The sequence below is a fragment of the Paracoccus sigandri genome (assembly GCF_003709565.1).
GTDB classification, from domain to species: Bacteria; Pseudomonadota; Alphaproteobacteria; order Rhodobacterales; family Rhodobacteraceae; genus Paracoccus; species Paracoccus siganidrum.
Genome location: NZ_QNRC01000070.1, coordinates 1 through 6,024 on the forward strand (window position 1 = coordinate 1; position 6,024 = coordinate 6,024).

The 6,024-nt window shown below is 57.9% G+C and carries 7 protein-coding genes; 2 read left to right on the forward strand and 5 right to left on the reverse strand.

Going from position 1 to position 6,024, the window contains the following annotated elements; genetic code table 11:
- Positions 1–674: hypothetical protein (locus C9E82_RS24720; protein ID WP_170162182.1), on the forward strand; the 674-nt coding region annotated here is incomplete at its 5' end.
- A gap of 217 nt (positions 675–891) precedes the next feature.
- On the opposite strand, the gene C9E82_RS24725 is transcribed toward C9E82_RS24720, so the two are convergent.
- The 4 genes from C9E82_RS24725 to C9E82_RS23390 form a co-directional block, all read right to left on the reverse strand.
- The gene (locus tag C9E82_RS24725) at positions 892–1,029 is read right to left on the reverse strand and encodes a type II toxin-antitoxin system RelE/ParE family toxin (protein ID WP_183154142.1); all 138 of its coding nucleotides are present in this window, start codon (positions 1,027–1,029) and stop codon (positions 892–894) included.
- Positions 1,030–1,647: 618 nt separating this feature from the next.
- Positions 1,648–2,067 (reverse strand): hypothetical protein, encoded by a 420-nt coding sequence (locus C9E82_RS24295; protein WP_147393165.1) that lies wholly within the window; start codon positions 2,065–2,067, stop codon positions 1,648–1,650.
- Complete coding sequence (locus tag C9E82_RS24895) at positions 2,064–3,656, reverse strand: phage tail family protein (RefSeq protein ID WP_205962248.1); 1,593 nt, start codon at positions 3,654–3,656, stop codon at positions 2,064–2,066. The genes C9E82_RS24295 and C9E82_RS24895 overlap by 4 nt, the downstream gene beginning before the upstream one ends.
- Positions 3,657–4,649, reverse strand: coding sequence for a DUF4123 domain-containing protein (locus C9E82_RS23390; protein WP_119901021.1), 993 nt, complete (start codon positions 4,647–4,649; stop codon positions 3,657–3,659).
- A 588-nt stretch (positions 4,650–5,237) separates the two neighbouring features.
- On the opposite strand from C9E82_RS23390, the gene C9E82_RS23395 reads away from it, so the two are divergent.
- Positions 5,238–5,693, forward strand: a complete 456-nt coding sequence (locus tag C9E82_RS23395) for a DUF6389 family protein (RefSeq protein WP_147393166.1) — start codon at positions 5,238–5,240, stop codon at positions 5,691–5,693.
- A gap of 98 nt (positions 5,694–5,791) precedes the next feature.
- Here C9E82_RS23395 and C9E82_RS24900 read toward each other — a convergent pair.
- Positions 5,792–6,024: hypothetical protein (locus C9E82_RS24900; protein ID WP_221036009.1), on the reverse strand; the 233-nt coding region annotated here is incomplete at its 5' end.

The following is a 6,024-nucleotide window of genomic DNA, read 5'->3' on the forward strand; positions in this document are numbered from 1 at the left end:
GACGAGCTGTCGGTATTCTGCTTCATGGCGTGATCTCCCTGGCGGTTGCCGCCGCCGGTTGGGTGGGTGTCAGTTCACCCGGAGATTACGCCGCCTTCCAATTTCCACCAGTTCCGAGACACGACCTCAGACTAGCACTTCGCCTACTCAGCTTTGTCTACAACTTCTTCAAGAATATCTTCCTGAGGGTGCCCATGGCAGAACAACAGATAAACTATTCAAAAATTAACGAAGTGGCCGATGATGGCATCATCCTATTCAAATGTATGATGCGCCTGGAGTTCGCAGTTAAAGAGGCTGGATACGTTCGCCGAGGACGAACCGGCGCGGCCGAAATTGTCTGGGATCGATACGCTAACGAGCGCCTTGGTTCGGACTTCTGGCAGCAAGTTCGGCTAGTTGAAGTTGTGAAACCTCTTATTCTAACTCCTCCCAAACACCAGATCGTTGATGGCAGCGGCAACCTCGACTGGATGGATGCTGCGGAAGTGTCATCCGTACAAGATTTGATTGGAGCCGTTCGGCGCGTCAGAAATAATCTATTCCACGGCGGGAAGAGCGGTGATCCAGACGCAGAAAGAAATGAAAAACTATATGCTGCATCACTCCACGTGATCGATCTGATTTTGCGAAAAGATGACATTGTTCGGACAATTTTTACTGGAGAATATTGAGCAGCTATCTGCTACAATTCGAGCGTTACAGTCATGTGCGGACGACAAAACGCTCCCGTGTCGAAGGGCATCGACCGTCCGCATCGCAGACGCTCCGCAGCCCGAAATGCTGCATCCCGTGTCCAATGGCCGGTTCGGGGAATGCCGCTGCGCAGTACCGGCGTGGCTCGACCGACCGCAAAGGGCCGTCCTTTGCTGCCCTTGCACCTCACGGCCACTACTGCGCGGCATGCAGGACCCGCAGGATCACCAGCGTCTCGCCCGCCTCGGCATAGACCACCAGATAGTTCGGGCAAGCGCCGAAAAACCTGCTATTCTCGCTTTTTCCGGTTGGGAGCCCGAGTTGCATGTTCACAGGGGGCACACGCCTCACAGGTGTCCCCGTTGCCAGGTGATTGCAGATCGGGCTGATTCATCATGAGCGTGGCACCCGCTCGAAGCAGGCCGACGAGATGTGTCCCCCTGTGACCGTCGTAACCGTGGTGGCCTTGGGGCAGCGTCACGTCATGTCAGGCGTCTGAGCGGCGGTCCTTTGGATGCGAGGCATGGCGCGACGCTGTACGAATCAACGTATCAGAAGGAAGGCCGAAAATTCGCAGGGCGGAATATGTGCTGATTGCAGCGTGCGGATAATGTGCGGCTATGCGAGCCGTTTATTCAGATCCAAGATTACATTTTTTAGCTCAACGCTCACTTGGCCATTCCTTGAGGTCAAGTAGTTTCCCAGGCTTGAATGATGGCGAAGTTCGAATAGGAAGCCGTTTAGCTCGATTTCATATCTGGCGTCGGAACCGACATTATAGTCCTCTCGCACCTTCGCTGCCCATTTATTTTCCAAGTACCTGGCTAAGATTTCGCAATCTGCGTTTGATGATGCGTTGTTGATGTGGCAGCGTTCCTGACCGTCTTCATATACACAGGTTGTTGTCATTGTTCGCGTCCTAGATTCCGGTCGGCGCTCGTTCTCGGGATATCATGATATGAAGAGTTCTCGCCGTTCCGGGGTGTTTATTATATTCCTAAAGAATACACAGAAGTCGACATCCTCACTCTCTACAAAGGGAGTTGGGTCGCTTTCGTCGACGGGCTTCGGGGTGTATCTGTATTCGATGAAAGGACTTTCGTCTCGAATAATGGAGAGAATATTCTCCGATCCATCAGGAGCGATGGTTGCGGAAGCCTCGTCGTTTATTTCAAAGGTGGTATTCGCAATTTTTCCGTAAATTTTTCCGTCTTCATGGTATATCGCGAGAATATCGCCATCAATGATTTCATATATACCGTCTGTTTTCATTGAAGGATCGATCTTTCTGGACGTCGAGATCGTCCCTGCTTCTGTGTCAAGTTCTCCAACTTCCATGAAAACGCTGTTCGATTGAAGTTTTACTTTCATAGCCCCAGATCTCCTCCGCCGGCTCTACTTGCGCTCTCGATTATTTGTTCCCACGTTTTCTTTCGTGCGTTTCTCAGATAATCTATAGTCGGCCCAAGCTCGTCTCCATACCTCTCCAAGTTTCGGGCATATATTTCCTGAAGTTTCTCTGGTGGGGTTAGGTTCTTGTATTTTATCCCCAGGTTCCGTCGGTCGGCATGCAGTGTCCTTGCGATTTCCTCGGGGCTTTTCCCTTCAGCCCTCATACGTTCGGCTTTTCTAGCCAACCCTCTCACCTCTCGGCGGTAAGCTTCACGCAGCGGCGCCGTGCCTCGGACGATTGCCGTTACGTTATCCGTAACTCCGTTTGCAACCTCCTCGATCTTCCGCTTCAGCGCCCTGACAAGTCTTACGATCAACTGGCCGATTTCGTCCAGTTTCCCGAAGATCTTCAGCAGCAGCGGCCCGATCTTGCCCAAGGCGACCAGGGCCGCCCGAACCTTGGTCACGAAGGTCGCGAGGCGCGCCGCAAGCGCTGCGCTGCCGGCGCCCGCGCTGAGGGCCGCGATCACCGCGAAGACGATCGCCAGCAGCACTTCGGGCAGCAGGTATCCTTCGACGGTTCCAAGCGCTTCTGCCCAGAGATTCGGCGGCATCATCATGACGATGCCGACCATCGAGGTGAACAGTTCCTCGACGACATCCGTCTCGCGGATCATCTCGATCAGCGCGCCCACCCATTCCGCACTCTTGTCGACCAGAAGTGTGATGAGTTCGCCGACCTCGCCGGGAAGGTCCTTCAGCGCCTCGAGCGCGGTTTCGATGCCGTTGATGGCGCCTTCCGCGAAGGCCTTGACCAGGGCCATGATCTGTTCGCGGCGTTCCCAGAGCTCGACCGCGGATTCGAACAGATCGCCGATCTGCTGGACAAGCCAATAGCCGAGCGGGCTGATCTTTCCATACCAGGGCAGATCGTCATACCAGGCCTTCAGGTCCTGGGCGGCCTGCACCGTGGCGTTCACGGCAGCCTTGAAGGCGTTGGAGATCCAGCCCCCGACAGAGGCCCAGAAATCCTTCTCGCCTTCCCACCATTCGGACAGCCCGCGCATCTGTCCCGATCTGTAGGCGCGGGGAATGGACAGGATGCCCTTTTCATTCCATTCCGTGATCCAGGGCAGGAGCGCGGTTTCCATTTCGGATTTGAAACCGTTCAGCACCGAGGTGATTTGTCGGGACAGCGCATCGACTTCGCTGGCGGCGGAGGGATCGGGAACCAGCTCGACCGTGACCGGCCCGCGTGCGGCATCGTTGACGTCGAAGCGGCCGAGTTCCGGGCGCACGCCGTCGATCTCGTCGCCATCCTGCATGCCGAAGCTGGGCAGGCCTTGGGTGCGGGCCGTTCCGTCAAGCACGACCCCGTCTCGGTCGGTGACGCGCAGCGGCGCCATGGTCACGGGCGTGCGCCAGCGATCGTCGTATTCGGCACAGATCAGCACCGGCCCGCGACACGGCGCGGTGACATCGCCCGGTGGGATGGCCTCGGCATAGGCGCTGCGTTCCGAGCGGATCGCGACTTCGGAGGGGGAGGGCGGCTGGTGGCGGGGCGACATCTAGGCGGCCTCCGACCAGGCGCGTTCGAACTGCTCCCTGAACGCCTTGAAGCGCTGGATCTCGGGCCCCGTCGAATGGCAGATCTCCAGCAGTTTTCCCGTCGGGTCGCGGGTCTCGAAATCGGCGCCATAGCAGACCGTCCACGCCGCGAAGAAATGCAGATGGGCGTGGATCCTGAAGCCATAGGCGCCGAAGCGCTGCAGGGCATGGTTGACCGCCGCCTCGACCGCCTTGCGGGGCCTGTGTTCAAGCTCCCTGGCAAAATCCCGGCGGATCCGATCCGCCATCCGCTTGCGGCGCTCGGTTGCCCGTGCGCGGGCGATCGGATCGAAATCCGCATAGTTCAGGCGCATCGGCGTGATGGGCTCCGCCGCCAATTCTTCCATCTCGGGTGAAAGCCGAAGGTCGGCATCCTCGTGGTGGATCAGGTAGTGGATCGGGGTTCCGTCATCCGTCAGCATCATCCGACGCAGGCGCGGAGCGTCATCCTGGATGGCGTCCAGAAACGGGCGCAGGACGCGGGGATCCCAGAACCGGAAGAACCGCAGCTTGCCGTCGTCCTGGACCGGCAATTTGGTGAAGCGGCGCAGATGGCGGCGGATCGCGTCAAAGCTGGCATCGGTCTGGATCAGCAGGCTGGTGCCGACCGGCCAGTGCTGCTGGAAGAATCGTCGGTGGAAGGACAGCGTTCCCGGATTGTCGGGCGCGGGGATCGTCAGGTCGACCAGCCAGGGCGCGGTCTCCTGCGCGCTTTCGGCCGCTGCCCCGTCGAACAGGCAGGCGGCGGGCTGGCCGATACTGTCCAGGTCGAAGAAGCCGGTGATATCGCTGCGCAGCGAGGCGTCCACCAGCATGAAGACATGTTTCGGCGCATCCGTCCCGAAAAGCGCATCGATCAGACCGGCAGGAGCGGCGGGCAAGGCATCGGCAAGCGCACCCAATGGCGCGGGCAGGCTGGGCCGGGCAGCAATCGTCGTCTGGCGTAATGGCATCTGCGTGCAATGCAAAAGGGCTCTAAATGCGGCTCAGCCTACCGGCGACAGCGGTTTCGTGCAACAAGCAAGGCTGGGCGGAGGGCAAGTCGTGCGGCGCGCGGTCACCATCCGGTCACCAGTACTGGATTCAACCAAACTTCGCGAAATTGGATGTCCCGGCGCCTTCGAGGCTCATCTCAGCCCGTTTTCTCGATGTTGCGGATCCTGCATTCTCATGCCGTTCGGTGTCATGAGCTGCGCTGGCGTGACAAAGCAGTTTCTGGCTTTACACCGAAGATGTCGGGGGTTCGAATCCCTCACCGCCCACCATTCCCTTGAGCGGTTTTCAGCATATTTCTTAGGCGCTTAGCTGCCTTTAGAGGCGGGGTCAGACATCTTGTCACCATATCCGAAGATGTCCGCGGTCACTTCGCGGTCACTCGGAATCAGGGAGGCGGGGGATGACAAGATCCCTCGGGGGCCGCTCCATATGCCTGACGTGACATGACAGCATGACGGATGCAGGGGAGCGGCAGCTTTAGCGGACGATTGCAGCCGTTCGAACTTACTGCGAACCTGCGTCCATCGTGTTTTGAGGAGACGCCCGTGGTCAATGACGTAGATGAATATAAGCAGGTTCTGCTCGCAGTCCTCCGTGCTCATACAGACACCGCTGTATCTATGTTGCGGTTAGTAAACCGCTGCCTACCAGAAAAGACACGCAGTATTCGGATCATCGTCCACCTGCCTCAAGATGCGGATGGAATGTTCACCGTGATGCTGCATCTCGATGGGCCTGACTTGTTTGTTCTCAACAAGGCCATCAGTGACTTTCGATCTCTTTTCTCTGTGCGGATCGTTCACGGGGCAGTCACACCTGATGTCCCCCTATTCGATCCGTTTGATCAGCCCTTCAGCGTGAATGACGCCATCGTGGACATTGTCATGGTCTGGCTGAAAGAAGTGTGGGCAACCTTTGGCGGGATGAATGTGCGACTGCCCGTCACCATAGAAGGGGAGGATGGTTTCGGGAGCAAGCCGACAATGTCCCTCGCCGTTTAACTGTCCGCAATGGGCTCAAAAACACCAGCAGGCCAGCACCGGCTCTCTTTCTCCATCAGTATCTTTAAAACGCTGGATTGCAGCCCCGCCACCCCTTTTCAGCATTTCACCAGAAAGCTGACCCTGACCGCCGCTTCGCGCCCTTCGCTCTGTACCGCCATGGCGCGGAAGAAGCTGCGCAGATCGGTGCCTTCGACCGGTTCGTCTGGCCTGCCCCCATAGGGTGGTCCGGTTTCAGCTTTAATGCATGATCGGCTTTTCTGCCATGGCCTGTGCAGATGACGGTGCCGATCCACGCGGCGGCGCAGGCCAGATGATGGCCTCCGGTGCC

What these genes read in the sequence shown, in the direction of transcription:
- C9E82_RS24295 (WP_147393165.1), bottom strand. Translation starts at nt 2,067, where the DNA reads ATGAAAGTAAAACTTCAATCGAACAGCGTTTTCATGGAAGTTGGAGAA.
- C9E82_RS24895 (WP_205962248.1), bottom strand. Translation starts at nt 3,656, where the DNA reads ATGTCGCCCCGCCACCAGCCGCCCTCCCCCTCCGAAGTCGCGATCCGC.
- C9E82_RS23390 (WP_119901021.1), bottom strand. Translation starts at nt 4,649, where the DNA reads ATGCCATTACGCCAGACGACGATTGCTGCCCGGCCCAGCCTGCCCGCG.